Origin of the sequence: Serinibacter salmoneus (genome assembly GCF_002563925.1) — a bacterium.
GTDB classification, from domain to species: Bacteria; Actinomycetota; Actinomycetes; order Actinomycetales; family Beutenbergiaceae; genus Serinibacter; species Serinibacter salmoneus.
This window is the reverse complement of sequence record NZ_PDJD01000001.1, coordinates 2,260,330-2,275,443: the sequence shown is the minus strand read 5'-3', so window position 1 is coordinate 2,275,443 and position 15,114 is coordinate 2,260,330. Positions and strand designations below refer to the sequence as shown.

11 protein-coding genes are annotated in these 15,114 nt (G+C 71.4%); 8 read left to right on the top strand and 3 right to left on the bottom strand.

Going from position 1 to position 15,114, the window contains the following annotated elements:
* Positions 1-15: 15 nt before the first annotated feature.
* Positions 16-1,407, bottom strand: a complete 1,392-nt coding sequence (locus tag ATL40_RS10165; protein WP_098469435.1) for a tyrosine-protein kinase domain-containing protein — start codon at positions 1,405-1,407, stop codon at positions 16-18.
* Between the two features lie 88 nt (positions 1,408-1,495).
* Between ATL40_RS10165 and ATL40_RS10160 the strand changes: the two genes are divergently transcribed.
* Positions 1,496-2,509 carry a glycosyltransferase family 4 protein gene (locus ATL40_RS10160; protein WP_245866987.1) on the top strand — a complete coding sequence of 338 codons (1,014 nt, stop codon included), beginning with the start codon at positions 1,496-1,498 and terminating at the stop codon, positions 2,507-2,509.
* A 15-nt stretch (positions 2,510-2,524) separates the two neighbouring features.
* Here the strand turns inward: ATL40_RS10160 and ATL40_RS15025 are convergent, their stop codons facing one another.
* On the bottom strand, positions 2,525-5,044 hold the full coding sequence (locus ATL40_RS15025) for a right-handed parallel beta-helix repeat-containing protein (protein ID WP_169925938.1): 2,520 nt from the start codon (positions 5,042-5,044) through the stop codon (positions 2,525-2,527).
* A 343-nt stretch (positions 5,045-5,387) separates the two neighbouring features.
* Between ATL40_RS15025 and mfd the strand changes: the two genes are divergently transcribed.
* From mfd to ATL40_RS10115, 7 genes are all read left to right on the top strand, one after another.
* Positions 5,388-9,011 carry a transcription-repair coupling factor gene (gene mfd, locus ATL40_RS10145; protein ID WP_098469433.1) on the top strand — a complete coding sequence of 1,208 codons (3,624 nt, stop codon included), beginning with the start codon at positions 5,388-5,390 and terminating at the stop codon, positions 9,009-9,011.
* 108 nt (positions 9,012-9,119) lie between these two features.
* Positions 9,120-9,590, top strand: coding sequence for a SurA N-terminal domain-containing protein (locus tag ATL40_RS10140; protein ID WP_098469432.1), 471 nt, complete (start codon positions 9,120-9,122; stop codon positions 9,588-9,590).
* 3 nt (positions 9,591-9,593) lie between these two features.
* Complete coding sequence (locus ATL40_RS10135) at positions 9,594-10,283, top strand: histidine phosphatase family protein (protein WP_245866986.1); 690 nt, start codon at positions 9,594-9,596, stop codon at positions 10,281-10,283.
* The gene (locus tag ATL40_RS10130) at positions 10,280-11,002 is read left to right on the top strand and encodes a nucleoside triphosphate pyrophosphohydrolase (RefSeq protein ID WP_245866983.1); all 723 of its coding nucleotides are present in this window, start codon (positions 10,280-10,282) and stop codon (positions 11,000-11,002) included. Before ATL40_RS10135 ends, ATL40_RS10130 begins: the two co-directional genes overlap by 4 nt.
* 136 nt (positions 11,003-11,138) lie before the next feature.
* The gene (gene eno, locus ATL40_RS10125) at positions 11,139-12,416 is read left to right on the top strand and encodes a phosphopyruvate hydratase (RefSeq protein ID WP_098469431.1); all 1,278 of its coding nucleotides are present in this window, start codon (positions 11,139-11,141) and stop codon (positions 12,414-12,416) included.
* 139 nt (positions 12,417-12,555) lie between these two features.
* Positions 12,556-13,203, top strand: coding sequence for an FtsB family cell division protein (locus ATL40_RS10120; RefSeq protein ID WP_098469430.1), 648 nt, complete (start codon positions 12,556-12,558; stop codon positions 13,201-13,203).
* On the top strand, positions 13,203-13,805 hold the full coding sequence (locus ATL40_RS10115; RefSeq protein ID WP_098469429.1) for a DUF501 domain-containing protein: 603 nt from the start codon (positions 13,203-13,205) through the stop codon (positions 13,803-13,805). The genes ATL40_RS10120 and ATL40_RS10115 overlap by 1 nt, the downstream gene beginning before the upstream one ends.
* A gap of 14 nt (positions 13,806-13,819) precedes the next feature.
* Here the strand turns inward: ATL40_RS10115 and dinB are convergent, their stop codons facing one another.
* Complete coding sequence (dinB, locus tag ATL40_RS10110) at positions 13,820-15,049, bottom strand: DNA polymerase IV (protein ID WP_098469428.1); 1,230 nt, start codon at positions 15,047-15,049, stop codon at positions 13,820-13,822.
* Positions 15,050-15,114 lie beyond the last annotated feature (65 nt).

Sequence of the window (15,114 nt, the reverse complement as noted above, 5' to 3'; positions counted from 1 at the left end):
AGTCGACGGGGCGCCTCATCGGCCGGGACGCAGGTTCGTGAGGGCGCGCGGGATCGTTCGCCGCGCGGGGTCCCCGTACTGCACCGTCTCGGTGCGCTTCGAGCCGGGACGGCCCATCGCGACCCAACCGAGGGCTCGTGCGCCGAGAGCTTCGATGTCCGCGACCGCGGCGGCTGCCTGGGCACGCCGCAGACGGCCGAGCCGTGCCACCAGGATGATGCCGTCGGAGCGTCGCGCGAGCACCGGGGTGTCGGAGAAGAGCAGGATCGGCGGTGAGTCGATGATGACCATGTCGTAGCGGGAACGAGCCTCCTGCAGCAGCGTGTCCATCGCGTCGGAGACGAGAAGCGCACTGGGGTGCACCGGTGCCTCGCCCGCGCCGAGCAGCATCACGTTGCGTCGGTAGCGCTGGGACTCCTGCCCCAGCGTGGAGGCGCCCTGCAGCACGCCGGTCAGGCCGACACCCTCGGGGAGCCCGAGGCGCTCAGTCAGCGCGGGGACGCGGACGTCGGCATCGATCAGGAGCACACGCAGGCCCTTCTCCGCGGCCGCGAGCGCCAGATTGGTGCACAGCGTCGTCTTGCCCTCGCCCTGGGTGGCGGAGGAGACCACGATCACGCGCGCGGGCGCGTCCTCGTCGAGGTACTCCAGGTTCGCCTGCAGCCGACGGAACCCCTCCGCCCGGGTGGTGTCAGGACTGGTGATCATCGTGGTGGCGCTGCGTTCCGGGTCCCGATCGCGGTCGATCGTGGCCAGGACGGGCAGCCCGCCGAGCGGGATGAGGTGACCGGAGTCGCGCACCCGGGAGTCGAATAGCCGCCTCAGCAGGGCGGCCAGGACGCCGAGAGCCAGACCGGCCGCGGCACCGAGCGCCGCATAGGAGCGTGGACCGCGACTGATCGAGTAGGTCGGCACGGGCGCCTCGGCCACGGGGGTCAGTTCCACGAACGAGCGCCCCGACTCGTCGGTGGAGGGCGAGAGGTCCGCCACGGTCACGGCCAGCTGCTCCACGATCGCGTTCGCGGCATCAGCGGCGAACTGCGGATCGCTGTCGGTCACGCTGACATCGATGAAGAACGTGTTGAGCGGGTTCTCCGCCGTGACCTGAGCCCCGAGCGCGCGTGCTGTCACCGGCAGGTCGAGGGCCTCGATCACAGGGTCGAGGACGATCGGTTGACCCGTGAGCTGGACGAAGCTCTGGATGGAGTTCTCCACGAAGGTGGATCCCTGCACGAGCTCACCGACGCTGTTGCCCGCGTTCACGGTCACGAACGTGCGCGCCGATGCGCGATAGGACTCCTGCTGAGTCGCTGCGTACCCGATTCCGGCGACCCCGCCCAGTGCCGTCAGGACGGCGATCAGCCACCAGTACTTGCGCAGTGTCCCCACATAGTCCTGGAGATCCATCTCGGCCCCCTGCCGTCCCCTGCGGCGCTCCGTAGTCTCCGCGCCGGCCCCCGACTCGCTAGCCTACCGGGGAGGATGGGGGGTATCCGTGAAACCGATACAGGTCTGCTTTCCGATCGAGCGCGACCTCGAGGAGTGGACGGCGCGCTTCGACGCCGGTGAGGCGCCGTCGCGTTGGCCCTATGGGCTCGAGGGACTGGCCTCCGGCGCGCCCGGGTTCCTCCGGCCGCTGTCCAGGACAGCAGCGCTGGCGGGATGGGCACGTTCCGCGCTGCCCCGCTCCTCGCGGGGCGCCGCGGCCCTGGTGTGGGACGAGAACACCGCCATGCGCCTCACACCGGCGGGAGGACGCCGCCGCTACGCGGGGGTGATCTGGTTGACGGATCGGGACCCGCACACCGTGGCCTCCCGCAAGCAGCGCGCCTGGCTCAGCCGGTTCGATGGGCTCTGGGTCCTCAGCGACGCCCAGGTCGAGCCGTTGCGGCGACTCCTGGGGCCACGTGCACCGCGGATCTCCTACGTGCGGTTCGGGATCGACACGGACTTCTTCCGGCCCGCGCCCTACCCGAGTGTGCCTCGCATCCTGAGCGTGGGCGGGGACCGCGACCGGGACGCCGCCACCCTCTTCGCGGCGCTGGAACGCGTTCTCGCTCGCCACCCCGGGCTGGAGGTCACGGTGCAGACCACCTCGGCGCTCTCGCCTCCCCGTGGCGTGCGGGTGGTGCCTCGACTGACCCATGCGGAGCTGCGTCGGGAGTACGAGGCGGCCGGCCTCGTGATGCTCGCCACTCGTCCCAACCTGCACGTCTCGGGCATGACGGTCAGCCTCGAGGCGATGGCGACGGCGCGCCCGGTGGTCGTGACCTCCTCGCCCGGGATGGCCGACTACGTCCGCGCGGGCACGGACGGGATCCTGGTACCGCAGGGCGACGCGGCGGCGCTCGCGGCCGGAGCGGAGCGATTGTTGGCGGCTCCGGAGCAGGCGGCCGCGTGGGGCCGACAGGCGCGCGAGCGCGTCGAGAGCGAGTTCACCACGCACGCGCTGTGCGCCCGACTGGCCCGCGTGGTGGGTGCCGACCCGGAGGTCGGCACCCACCAGTAGGACAGCGCAGGGTGCTCAGTCGGCTGTGCCGGGGGCGCCGACGCCACGCCAGGTGGTCGACACCTCGAGCGCCGCGGCGAGCGACGCCGGGAGAGCGACGGCGACACCGTTCGCCTCGTTCTGCGCCGCGCTGGTGAGGTGGTACTGCCCGTCCAACGCCGCGCTGCCCTCCAGCAGGGCGCCGTGCGACTCCCATCCGATGTCCTGGAGCGCCGCGAAGGTGCGGGTCGACTTGAGCGCTGAGGACCCGTAGGGCAGGCACGTCAGTCGTTCCGGCGCGGTCGCCGAACTGCGGTGCAGCAGGTTGTGGTCGACGTCCAGCGCGCGCGAGGTGTGCGAGACGCTGTCGGTCTGGTCGTCGAACAGGATCGGGCAGGTGGCGCTCGCAGAGAGACCGAGCACGTTGTTGCGCAGTTCCAGGTCGCTCAGGTGCCACGGGCTGGAGGTGCCGTGCCGACCGTCCTCCACGAGAGAGACCGTCTCGCGGCCGTTCTCAGCGATCGTGTTGTTCCACACCCGCACATCGCTGGAGTCGATGATCTTCAGGCCGGCGCCGCCGTTGTCCACCACGTAGTTCCCGGCGAGGAGGGCGTCCGCCCCGAGCTCCACCTGCAGACCGGTACCGGTGTTGCCGCGGAACGTGCTCCCGGTGACCTCCATGTCGGTGGCGTGCTCGTCGAACCAGAGACCGGCGTGCACGTTCTCGGTCACGAGGCTGTCCGAGACGACGACGCCCTGCGAGGAGGTCACCTTGATGCCGCCGGAGACCGGAGCGGGCTTGAAGTGCTCGAGGTTGTTGGCCCGCACGAGACTGTCGCTGATGGACAGGTCGGGTGCATCGCTCACGCTGATCCCGAGCATCCCGTTCTCCGAGACCGTGAGTGATCGGAACGTCTGGTTCGGGTTCCACGTCCCCAAGCCGACGGTGGCGTTCTGGGTGATCACCATGTTCTCCAGCGTGATGCCCTCGACCTCCGCGGAGACCGCGCCGATCAGCGCGAGGTGGTTCGCGTAGCGACGCACCCCGATCCCGCGGACCGTGGTCCCCTCGCCCTGGATCTGCAGGGCCTTCGCGAGGGTGCTGGCGTGGACGGTCGCGCTCGTGGGCCGCGTGCCCACGTACAACCGGTCGGCGCTCGTGTCGACGAAGAACGTGCCGGCTTCGAGGGCGCTTCGGGAACCGACCTGCGTCAGTGGCTCACCGTTCACCCACACCTGTTCGGGGTGCCCGGCCATCGGGTACTCGGGATCGATCATCCGGGAGGACTGGTCGGCCCCGGCGGTGTAGGAGACCCGGGAATCGAACTCGTGGTCCCACGAGGTGTACCAGGAGGACCCGGACGCGGTCCACTGGGTCAGCCGTTCGGAACCGTCCAGCCAGACCTGGGCGCCGGGAGCGTTCTGGATCGTGAGCTTCTTGTAGTGCGGGACCACCACGCTCTCGTGGTAGTTGCCCTCCCGGAGCACGATCGTGGACCCGCTCGCAGCGCGATTGACCGCGTGCTGGAGAGAACCGAAGGGGGAGCTCGAGGTGCCGTTCCCGGTGGCCTCGCCGCGGTTCTCCACCCAGATGGCCGACGACGGTACGGCGTACTCGGCCTCACCGATCGGCAGGGAGCCGACCTCGTCGGCATCGGCGACCGGAGCGGGTGTGGGGGTGGGCGACGGTGTCGGCGTGGGGGTGGGCGACGGTGTCGGCGTGGGGGTGGGCGACGGCGTGGGGGTAGGTGTCGGAGAGGGCGCCGCGGTGGGTGTGGGTGTGGGAGTGGGGGACGGTGTGGGCGTCGGGGTGGCCGTCGTGGTCGATGCGCCGTAGACGCCGATGGCCTCGTAACGCAGCGTGGTCTCCGGCGAGCCGGCGTGGACGCGCGAGTACACATCGACGCCGCCGGCCGCCGTCACGCGCGCGTCGGAGACGTCCCGGGCGGAGAGCTGCCAGTCGGGGCGCGGCGTGCCCTGGACCCAGGCGCGGGCCGCGACACTCACCACATCCTGGCCGGTGACCGCCAGGTCGAGGCCCCAGTTCTGCCCTGGCTGCGCCTTCGTGGTCAGGAGTGTCTCCTGGACGACGACCGCTCCGCGCGGTCCCGTCCGATCGATGCGCAACGTGACCTTCCCCCCCGTGGCGAAGCGCAGCGTGGCGCGATACGAACCAGCCTCGCTGGACCGCGCCTGGACGGCCGAGATGCTCCCCAGTCCGGCGGCGGCGCGCTGGTCCGCGGCGACGATCGTCGAGACCGTCATGTCCGTCGCCTCCACGTCGCGCAGGCTGGTCCAGACGTCCTCGCCGGCGCTCAGGGTCGCGGTCGCGGCACCCCCGCTCACCTCGAGAGCCGAGGTCCGGGTGGTGTTCCACGTCACACCGCCAGGAGTGGTGCCCCATCCACTCGCGGCCGTGCGGTTGAAGGAGTCCTGCGCAAGTTGTGGTGCAGCGTGGGCCGCGGGGGCGAGTCCGGGTGCGAGGACGAGAGCCGAGCACGTCGCGAGGGTGGCCAAGGGGGCCATCAGGGCGGGCCGTAATCGGGTGCGGGTCATGGAGGTGCTCCAGGGTGTCAGGGGTGCTGGGCTGCGGCCCGGATCCACGGAGCAGTCAGCTCGGGGATGCGTGGGCGGTCCGCGTCTGCTGCTCGATGGCGCAGGGTGTCGTCCGCGGACCCGATCACCGCGGTGCCGCAGGGGAGCGGTGAAGCCGTGCGGTAGGGCATGAGCGGGAGCGACACGTTCCTCCTGTGTCTCGAGCAGGCAGGGATCATTTGTCACGAAAGAGTAACGGCGCCCGGCGTGCGGTGGTGGTTTGGGGTTCGGGCGTCCATCCGGGACGCCTAGACTGGGCGGCCGGGAGGCCGCCACGCTCGGACCGGCGGCGCAGAACACGCCTATGAAGCTCACCGGACTGCTGTCCGCACTTGCCCACGACCCCTCGATCGACCCGACCCTGCGGGCTCTCGCCCAGCGGCGTGCGTGCGAGGTGATCGCCCCGGTCGGAGCGCGACCCGCACTGATCGCGCAACTCGCGCTCGCGCCGCAGGCCCCCCAGATCGTGGTGCTGACCGCCACGGGTCGGGAGGCGGAGAGCCTGGTGGCCGCTCTCGGGGCCTACCTCCCGGCGGAGTCGCTCGCAGCCCTGCCCGCATGGGAGACGCTGCCCCACGAGCGGCTCAGCCCGCGGGCGGACACTGTTGCCACCCGGCTGGCGGTGATGCGGCGTCTGACCCACCCGGACCCCGAGGGCACCGGCGGCTCGCACACCGGCCGTATCCGGGTACTCGTCGTGCCCGTGCGCGCGGCGATGCAGCCGGTCGTCACCGGACTCGGTGATCTGGAGCCGGTCGCCGCGCACGCGGGGCAGACCCGGCCGATGGAGGAGATCGTCGAGGCGTTGGCGGCCGCCGCCTACACCCGGACCGACATGGTGACGGCGCGGGGTGAGTTCGCCGTGCGCGGCGGGATCCTCGACGTCTTCCCTCCGACCCAGGACCATCCCATGCGGCTGGACTTCTGGGGGGATGAGATCGAGGAGATCAGGTGGTTCTCGGCCGCCGATCAACGCAGCCTCGAGGTGGCGCCCGAGGGCCTGTGGGCACCGCCGTGCCGTGAACTCCTGCTGACGGATGAGGTGCGGGAACGAGCCCTGCGGCTGCGGGACGCGCTCCCGGGTGCGGCCGAGATGCTCGAGAAGATGGCGCAGGGCATTGCGGTGGAAGGGATGGAGTCCCTCACCCCGGCACTCGTGGACGAGATGTCCCAGGTCCTCGACCTGGTCGAGGACGACGCGCTCCTGATGGCATGGGACCCGGAACGGATCCGGTCCCGGGCCGCCGATCTACAGGCCACGACCGAGGAGTTCCTGGCTGCGGCCTGGACATCCGCGGCGGCCGGTGGCTCGGTCCCTCTGGACCTGTCCGCGGCGAGTTTCGTGGCACTCGCGCAGGTGTACGAACGCGCCCAGGCGCGTGGGCTGCTGCGCTGGAGCCTGACCGTGCTGCCCAGCGACGCCGACCTGGTGGGCGCCGATGACACGGCGGGGGACGAAGAGAACCTGCGGCTGGCCGCGCGCGATGTCGAGGGCTACCGCGGGGACCTCGAGCGCGCCGTGAGCGACCTACGCGACCTGGTCCGCCAGGAGTGGCGTCTCGTCCTGGCCACCGATGCCGCCGGGCAGGCCCGTCGCATGGTCGAGCAACTGCGTGCCGCGCAGGTGCCGGCGCGCCTGGAGTCCGATCTCGAGACCGCACCCGAGCCCGGTGTCGTGCACGTCACGACGGCCACGATCGGGCGGGGCTTCGTTGCCCCCGACCTGCGGCTGGCACTGTTCACGGAGGCCGATCTCACCGGGCGGGCCACCGCGGGCGCCCGTGACGCGAAGCGGTTGGCCTCCCGGCGCCGCAACGTGGTGGACCCTCTCGCGCTGCGTCCGGGCGACTACGTGGTGCATGAACAGCACGGTGTGGGCAGGTTCGTGGAACTCGTGCAGCGCACGGTCGGCGGTGCGGCCGGGGCTCGCGGGAAGCCGGCCACCCGTGAGTACCTGGTGATCGAGTACGCCTCGCCCAAGCAGGGGAAGAACGCGGGATCGCAGGACCTGCTGTACGTCCCCACCGATGCCCTGGACCAGGTGACCAAGTACACGGGCGGCGAGGCGCCCACCCTCAGCCGGATGGGCGGCAGCGACTGGAAGAACACCAAGGCGCGTGCGCGCAAGGCCGTACGGGAGATCGCCGGGGAACTCATCCGTCTCTACTCCGCCCGCATGGCCACCCAGGGCCACGCCTTCGCACCCGACACCCCCTGGCAGCGTGAGCTCGAGGACGCGTTCGCCTACGTGGAGACACCCGACCAACTCGTCACGATCGAGGAGGTGAAGGCCGACATGGAGAAGTCCGTGCCGATGGACCGCCTCATCTGTGGCGACGTCGGCTACGGGAAGACCGAGGTCGCGGTGCGGGCCGCGTTCAAGGCGGTCCAGGACGGCAAGCAGGTCGCCGTCCTGGTCCCCACCACGCTCCTTGTCCAGCAGCACCTGCAGACCTTCACCGATCGCTTCACCGGGTTCCCCGTCACGGTTGCGGCGCTGTCCCGATTCCAGACGGACGCCGAGGCCGCCCGCGTGCGCGAGGACGTGCGTGCCGGGAAGGTCGACGTCGTCATCGGCACCCACCGACTGCTCACCGGGGAGGTGCGATTCAAGGACCTCGGTCTCGTGATCGTGGACGAGGAACAGCGATTCGGCGTGGAGCACAAGGAGACTCTCAAGCAACTGCGAACGAACGTGGACGTGCTGGCGATGAGCGCCACGCCGATCCCCCGCACGTTGGAGATGGCGGTCACCGGCATCCGGGAGATGTCCACGCTGGCCACCCCGCCCGAGGAACGCCACCCCGTCCTGACGTTCGTGGGTCCCTACGAGGAGAAGCAGATCGCTGCTGCGATCCGGCGCGAGCTCCTCCGGGAGGGGCAGGTGTTCTATGTGCACAACCGCGTGGAATCGATCGAGCGCGCCGCCGCCCACCTGGCCGAACTCGTGCCCGAGGCGCGCATCGCTGTGGCGCACGGCAAGATGAACGAGCACCAGCTCGAGCGCGTGATCATGGACTTCTGGGAGAAGCGGTTCGACGTGCTGGTCTGCACCACGATCGTGGAGACGGGCCTGGACATCTCCAACGCCAACACCCTGATCCTCGAACGCGCCGATGTCATGGGCCTGTCCCAGCTGCACCAGCTGCGCGGTCGCGTGGGGCGCGGGCGCGAGCGGGCGTACTCCTACTTCCTGTACCCGCCGGAGAAGCCGCTGACCGAGACCGCCCACGACCGCCTGGCCACCATTGCCGCGAACACCGACCTCGGCGCGGGGATGCAGGTCGCGCTGAAGGACCTGGAGATTCGCGGCGCCGGCAACCTCCTCGGCGGTGAACAGTCCGGCCACATCGCCGGCGTCGGTTTCGATCTGTACGTGCGCATGGTGTCCGAGGCCGTGCAGCGTTTCCGCGGCGAGGAGGTCGAGGAGCTGCAGGACGTGACGATCGAACTGCCGATCGACGCGCACATCCCGCACGAGTACGTGCCGCACGAACGGTTGCGCCTGGAGGCCTACCAGAAGATCGCCTCCGCGCGTGGCAGCGAGGACGTCGCCGCCGTCCGCGAGGAACTCGTGGACCGCTACGGTGCTGTCCCGGCGAGCACCGAACTGCTCTTCGCCGTCGCCGAGATGCGCACCCTGGCCCGCTCGCTGGGAGTCACCGCCATCACCATTCAGGGCCAGTACATCCGATTCGCTCCCGTTGAGCTCAGCGACTCCGCCACCGTGAGGCTCAAGCGGCTCTACCCGCGTTCGGTGATCAAGGCGGCGGTGCGCACGATCCTGGTGCCGGCACCCACCACGGCGCGGGTGGGTGGGGAGGTGCTGCGCGATCTCGCCCTGGTGGAGTGGGTGATGGGCCTGCTGCGCAGTGTGGTGGGTAGCAGCGTCGCGGCTGCAGCCGCGGTGGCCGGGCCCGGCTCGTGACCCGGTGCGATCGATGGATAGGATCGAGGGCGTTGGCCCGCCCCACCGGAGGTTGCTGTGCGTTCTCAGGCGCGTTACGCCGTCGTCCCAGTCCTGACCGTTCTTGCGTTGACCGCCTGCACCCAGCAGCCGGGGACCGCCGCCACGGTCGAAGGTGAACGCATCACCCAGGCGGAGCTCGCCGCCACGGTGGAGGATCTCGACACCCTGAACGGAATGGCCTCCGACCCTGGGCAGGTGCTGACCTCGCTCATCTTCGCGCCCGTCGTGGTGACGGCCTCCGGCGATGCGGGGGTCGGTGTCAGTCAGGCGGAAGCGACAGCGCTGCTCGACGAGGTCGCGGCGACCGCGGGACTGGAACCGTGGGACTACGCGCCCGGCACGATCCAGATCGCCGAACTCCAGCTTGTCAGCCAGTACACCGCCTCGGTGGCCGGGCTGAACGAGGAGATCGCGGTACGCGCCGCTGAGGCCGACGTCGAGGTCAACCCGTTGTACGGCGAGTGGTCGGGTGCTTCCGGGGTCCAACCGACGCAATGGCCCTGGTTGCTCGAACCCGCGACCGCGGCGGTGGGCTGAGTCGTGGCAGCCACTGCGCCGGCGCCGGTGGACAAGGCCGACTGGGGAGAACTCGTGGTGGTGCGCCACGGCGAGACCGCCTGGAGCCGCACCGGCCGGCACACCGGGCGCAGTGACATCCCCCTCACCCCGGCGGGTGTCGAGCAGGCCAGGGCGCAGGGAGAGGCGCTCGCGGGGCGTACCTTCGCGCTCACCCTGGTCTCCCCCTTGCAACGCGCGCGTCACACGGCCGAGCTCCTCGGGCATGGCGACGGCGAGCCGGAGCCGGACCTGATGGAGTGGGACTACGGCCCGGTCGAGGGCCTCACGAGGGTCCAGGTCATCGAGGCGCTCGGGCACCCCTGGGCCGCGCTCGGGGACGGTGTGCGGCAACCGCTGACCATCTCCGGCACCGACGACCTGCCACCCGAGCAACGCAACGCCCACCCCGGGCCGGGCGAGCTCGTGGAGGAGGTAGCCGCGCGCGCGGCCCGCGTGATTGCGCGCGCCGAGCCTGTTCTGCGGTCGGGGGGCGATGTGCTCTTCGTGGCGCACGGGCACGTCCTGCGGATCCTCACCGCGACCTGGCTCGAACTGCATGCCGACGTCGCCGAACGACTGGAGATGGGCACCGCCGCGCGCAGCGTGCTCGGTTACGACCGCGGCGCGCGCTGCCTGCGGCACTGGAACGTGCCCCCGGGCGTGAAGGAGTGAGCACTCCGGGCGCCGCGGGGCTCGGCAGTCCGGAGCGGATCGCCCGCGCCATGAGCGATGTCGTGGCCGTGATGGACCGGCTGCGGTCGCCCGGGGGCTGCCCCTGGGATGCCGAGCAGACCCACGCCGGCCTCGCGCCGTACGCCATCGAGGAGGCGCACGAGGTCGCGGAGGCGGCCGAGAGCGGCGACGGCACGCTGCGGGAGGAACTCGGTGACCTGCTCCTCCAGGTGCTCTTCCAGGCACGGATCGCGCAGGAGGGACCCGACGGCGCCACCCCGTTCGACCTGGCCGATGTAGCACGCACCCTGGAGGCCAAGCTGCGGCGTCGTCATCCCCACGTGTTCGCGGATGCGACGGCGGTGGACGCCCAGCAGGTGGCGGCCACCTGGGAGGACATCAAGGCGGCGGAGCGCGCAGCGTCGCCCACCGGCGCCGTCGCCGGTGAGGCCAGCGTGCTCGCGGGCGTCCCGACCTCCCTGCCGGCGCTCGCCGCGGCGCAGAAGGTGCTCGCCCGCGCCCGGCGAGCCGGCATCGCGGTGGGTCCCTCCTACCCCGAGCACGGGGATGAGCAGGCAGACCTCGAGGCCGACATCGGCGCGGAACTGGTGGCCCTGGTCGCCCGAGCCCAGGCGGCGGGGGTGGATGCCGAGGCGGCGCTGCGCGCGCAGGTCCGAGGTCTTCGTGCGCAGGTGCGCGAGGCCGAGTCGTCCGCGTGACAAACGTCCCGCTCGCCCTTGCGCGAGGATCCTCTAGGGTTGTCCTGGGCAGTGAGCCCGACGTGTCGGGCGCACTGACGTGCCCCTGGGCCGTGCGGCCCCGGGGCGTACCGCTAGCAACCTGACAGGAGCTTCCATGGCCACCATCGAGGCCGTACTCGCACGTGAGATTCTCGACTCCCGCGGCAACCCCACCCTTGAGGTCGAGGTCGGCCTCGACGACGGCAGCGCCGGCCGCGCGGGTGTGCCCTCGGGCGCCAGCACCGGAGCCTTCGAGGCCGTCGAGCGCCGCGACGGCGACAAGGGCCGCTACCTCGGCAAGGGCGTGCAGGACGCCGTCGAGGCCGTTCTCGACGCCATCGCGCCCGAGGTCCTCGGCCTGGACGCCGGCAACCAGCGCGAGATCGACCAGATCATGATCGATCTCGACGGCACGCCCAACAAGGGCAAGCTCGGTGCGAACGCCATCCTCGGCGTCTCCCTCGCCGCTGCGCGCGCCGCGGCCGACAGCGCCGCGCTGCCGCTCTTCCAGTACATCGGTGGTCCCAACGCGCACGTGTTGCCCGTTCCGATGATGAACATCCTCAACGGTGGATCCCACGCGGACTCCAACGTGGACATCCAGGAGTTCATGATCGCCCCCGCCGGCGCCCCCACCTTCAAGGAGGCCCTGCGCTGGGGCGCCGAGGTCTACCACGCACTGAAGTCGGTGCTGAAGGCCCGCGGCCTGGCCACCGGGCTCGGCGACGAGGGCGGCTTCGCGCCGAACCTGGAGTCCAACCGCGCCGCGCTCGACCTCATCCTGGAGGCCATCGAGAAGGCCGGCTACACCCCGGGTGAGGACATCTTCCTCGCGCTGGACGTGGCCTCCACCGAGTTCTTCTCCGAGGGCGGCTACGCCTTCGAGGGCGGCACCAAGACGCCCGCCGAGATGGTGGACTACTACACCCAGCTCGTGGCGGACTACCCGCTGGTCTCCATCGAGGACCCGCTGAGCGAGGACGAGTGGGACTCCTGGAGCGACCTCGTGGCCAAGGTCGACGACAAGGTCCAGATCGTCGGTGACGACCTGTTCGTCACCAACCCCGAGCGACTCGCCAAGGGCATCGCGCAGAAGTCCGCGTCCTCGCTGCTGGTGAAGGTGAACCAGATCGGCTCCCTCACCGAGACCCTCGACGCCGTGACCATGGCGCAGCGCGCCGGGTTCACCGCGATGGTCTCCCACCGTTCCGGTGAGACCGAGGACACCACGATCGCCGACCTCGCGGTGGCCGTGAACGCCGGTCAGATCAAGACCGGTGCGCCCGCCCGCGGTGAGCGCATCAACAAGTACAACCAGTTGCTGCGCATCGAGGACCTGCTCGGCGAGGCGGCGACCTACGCCGGTCGCTCCGCCTTCCGTCGCCTGGGCTGAGCCCGTCGGGCGGATATGCCCGCCGGCCACGAACGTAGCGCCCCGGGGTGAGTCCTCTCACCCCGGGGCGTCCTCGTGTGCGCGGTGCTCCCGGCGTGCCGCGTCCGTCGGCGGCGGTTTGCCCTGGCACGATGAGGCGGTGAGTGCTCGAGGGCAGACCCAGCGACCCGCGGCAAGGACGAGCCGCCGGGCCGGGGTACGGCGCGCGCGCACGCGCAGCGCAGCGGCGAGCGGTTCGGCGGCGGAACTCGAGGAGACCCGCGCGCCGCGGCAGATCACCCTGCGAGGGATCGTGCTGCTCGTGATGATCCTGGTGGCCTTCGTGGTGCTGGCACCCACGTTCCGCGCCTATGTGACGCAGCAGGAGCAACTGCGTGAGGTGAACGCCGACCTCGCCTCCTCCCAGGCACAGGCGGAGGCACTCGCCGCCGAACTCGAGCAGTGGCAGGACGACGACTACGTCCGCGCCCAGGCCCGCGAGCGGTTCAACTACGTGGAGCCGGGCGAGACCTCCTACCGCGTGGTGGACCCGGAGACCGTGGTGGGGGAGGACCCCATCGCGGACCTCACCGCGCAGGCACAACAGGCGGCCTCCGGGCTGACGACGGGAGCGCGGGGGCCCTGGTACGTCACGGTCTGGGATTCCGTCCAGATCGCCGGCGCGGCCCAGGACCAGGCGGCCCAGGACGAGGCGGCCCAGGACGAGGCGGAGCAGGACGAGGCGGAGCAGGACGAGGCAACGGGCGAGTCTGCGGGCGGCGCCGACACCGAGCGGGCAGGCGGATGATGACGGCTGAGAACGAGGCACCCGAGCCCAGCACGACGCAGCTCCCGCCGGGCCCGCAGCAGCACCGCGACCGTCCCGGGCCTCGCGTGGAACACGACCCGGGTGCGGCGCCCCGGCCTCGCGTGCGCGAGGAGGACCTGGCGGTCCTGGCCGATCAGCTCGGCCGCGAGCCGCGCGGCGTGGTGGAGATCGCTGCGCGCTGCGTGTGTGGTCGCCCCACGGTCGTGCGCACCGCGCCACGACTGGCGGATGGCACGCCGTTCCCCACCTCCTACTACCTGACGCATCCTGGGGCGGTCTCCGCGGTCTCGACCCTCGAGGCAGGCGGGCTGATGGCGCAGATGACCGAGCGGCTCGCGCGGGAGCCCGGGCTCGCTGCGGCCCACCTGCGCGCTCACCAGGACTACCTGGAGCGGCGGGCCGAGCTCGGTGAGGTGCCGGAGATCGCCGGCATCTCCGCGGGCGGGATGCCCAGTCGCGTCAAGTGCCTGCACGTGCTCGTCGCGCACGCGCTGGCACGGGGGCCGGGAGTGAATCCCCTGGGCGACGAGGCGCTCGCGGCGATGGCCGCGAGTTGGAGGCCCGGGCGCTGCACCTGCTGAGGAGCCGGGACGGGTCAGGCCCGGGGCCGCGCGCCGAGACTGCTTGCTCGCACCACGGCGTGGTGCCCGTGGCGCGCAGTGACCGAGTCGCGCGCACTCTTCCACGCCCGAGCCCGCTCGTGCTCCCCGCTGAGGCCGAGATCGAGTTCCTCCTGGAGCGCATCGGCCGGAGCCAACTCGGCCAGAGCGATGCCGACCAGGGTGCACCCCCGTCGCTCCAGGAGTGGCCAGGCGCTATCCAGGAGCGCGACGGCGGTGCGGGCGATGGGCGCATCGGCCTGAACCGGATGGGTCAGGGTGCTCGAGCGCGAGGCCCGCGAGTAGTCCTCGAGGCGAAGCCGCAACTCGATACGTCGGGTGGTCAGGTGCGCGCCGCGCAGGCGGCCGGTGGTCCGGTCCACCAACGCCAGCAGGTGCGCTCGCAGGGCCGAGGGCGTGTGCGGTCCTCGCCCGAGGGCACGCTGTGCGCCGATCGATCCGCGTTGAGGGGCGCCGTCCTCCTCGTGCAGACGCTCCGGGCCCACGGAGTGCACGAGGGCGTGCAGCCGTGCTCCGGCGCCGGATCCGAGCAGCCCGAGGAGCACCTCACGGGGGAGTTGTGCGAGGTCCCCCGCGGTGTGCAGCCCACACCGGGCCAAGCGCGCTGTCGTGGCATCACCGATACCCCACAGCCGTGCCAGCGGCAGCGGATGGAGGAAGGCGTCCTCCCCCTCCGGTGGGATCAGGAGCAGACCGTTCGGTTTGCTCGCCGTGCTGGCCATCTTGGCCAGGAACGGGGTGCGGGCCACCCCGACGCTCACGGTCAGGCCGACCTGCGCCGATACCCGCGCCCGCAGCCGGCGGGCGACATGGAGCGGTGACTGCTCCAGGTGGCGTAACCCGCGCACGTCGAGGAACGCCTCGTCGATGGACATCACCCGGACCACGGGGGTCGTCTCGCGGAAGAGGGCCATGACCTGCCGGCTCGCGCGCGTGTAGGCGTCGAAGTCCGTGGGCACGAGGACGAGGTCCGGGCATCGTGCTCGGGCCTCACGCCCGGACATCGCGGAGCGCACCCCGGCCCGCCGCGCCTCATAGCTCGCAGCAAGGATCACACCTCCCCCCACGGCGACCGGGCGGCCGCGCAGGCGGGGATCGTCCCGCTGGGCCACGGAGGCGAAGAAGCAATCGAGGTCGGCGTGCAGCATGCCCGCCTCGCCCTCGTGCCCGCGCGGCGAGCCGGCCCATTGCGCCCCCGCGTTCATCGACGCATCCCCGGCTGCGTGCTCATGGCGGCATGATCCGCGCGGGGTCCGACATCCTCGGCGAC